This window comes from Aromatoleum diolicum (assembly GCF_012910955.1).
Lineage (GTDB): Bacteria > Pseudomonadota > Gammaproteobacteria > Burkholderiales > Rhodocyclaceae > Aromatoleum > Aromatoleum diolicum.
This window is the reverse complement of sequence record NZ_WTVQ01000109.1, coordinates 1-1,058: the sequence shown is the minus strand read 5'-3', so window position 1 is coordinate 1,058 and position 1,058 is coordinate 1. Positions and strand designations below refer to the sequence as shown.

The following is a 1,058-nucleotide window of genomic DNA, read 5'->3' as shown; positions in this document are numbered from 1 at the left end:
CTGTCGGCGAAGAGCGCGGCGGTCCCGGTCAGCACCAGCGTCATCGTCACGAGCGCGAAGGCCAGGTGCGCAATGCGCCAGCCCCACGGGAAGCGCCGGAAGTGCTTCTCCGGAACAATGCCCATCGCTTCGGTGCGCACGTGCGGCACCGCCTTCCTTTCCTTGCGCTCCTTCCATTCGCGGTAGTACCACAGGCCGCTGTGCAGCCAGAAGAACGCGAACACGCCGATCAGCAGCGCCTCCATGAACCGGCCCACGATCCACATGCGCGGGTACTTCTCGAAGTCATGCGTGTTGGCGTGGGGACCGAAGCTCACATAGCCCGCCGTGGCCGTCACCATCCCGGGTTTCTTGTCGTTATGGCACTTCTGGCAGGTCTTCAGACGATTGTCCGGATGCACCGGCGATTCGGCGTCGTCCGAGGCCTTGATGCCATGACTGCCGTGGCAGTCGGCGCACTTGGCCGTGTAGGTGTAGCCGAGGCGATTCACCTGACCGTGGTAGGTGTCGCGGTAGCTATGCAACTCTTCCTCATGGCAGTCACCGCATGCCTGGACGTTCTTGAGCTTGAACGGATCCGACGACGCGCCGACGATCTCGTGCGTGGTATGGCAGTCGGTGCACACCGCCCCTTTCGGGTCAGACTTGGCCATTACCAGCTCGCCATGCACGGAGGTCTCGAAGTCCTCGAGTTGTTCCTCGTGGCAGGATTCGCCGCAGCTCTTGGGAATGGTCATGCGCCATTGATCACGCTCCGGCGTACCCGCCTTCGGTACCGCGAACTCGTGCGTCGCGTGACACTGGCTGCAGGTCGCCTTCGGGCGATCGGGATAATCCGCATCCGGCCGCGCGTGGAACGATGCCTTGTACGCGTCGACGTTCTGTACAACGACGCCCAGGCGTTCCTTCGCCGTGGCCTGGTTATTTTTCTTCGCCTCGTCCCACAGCTGCACGTGGCAGCTCGCACAGTCCGGCTTGGCGACGTTGGCGGCCTTCTGGTGCGCTTCCTTCGCATCGACGATGTCGGTATGACAGGCGACACAGTCCATGCCGGCGTG

1 pseudogene is annotated in these 1,058 nt (G+C 63.1%); it reads right to left on the bottom strand.

Features of this window, described 5'->3' with window-relative positions:
- Nucleotides 1-1,058, bottom strand: a pseudogene (locus GPA25_RS23610) (cytochrome C); the annotation flags it as partial.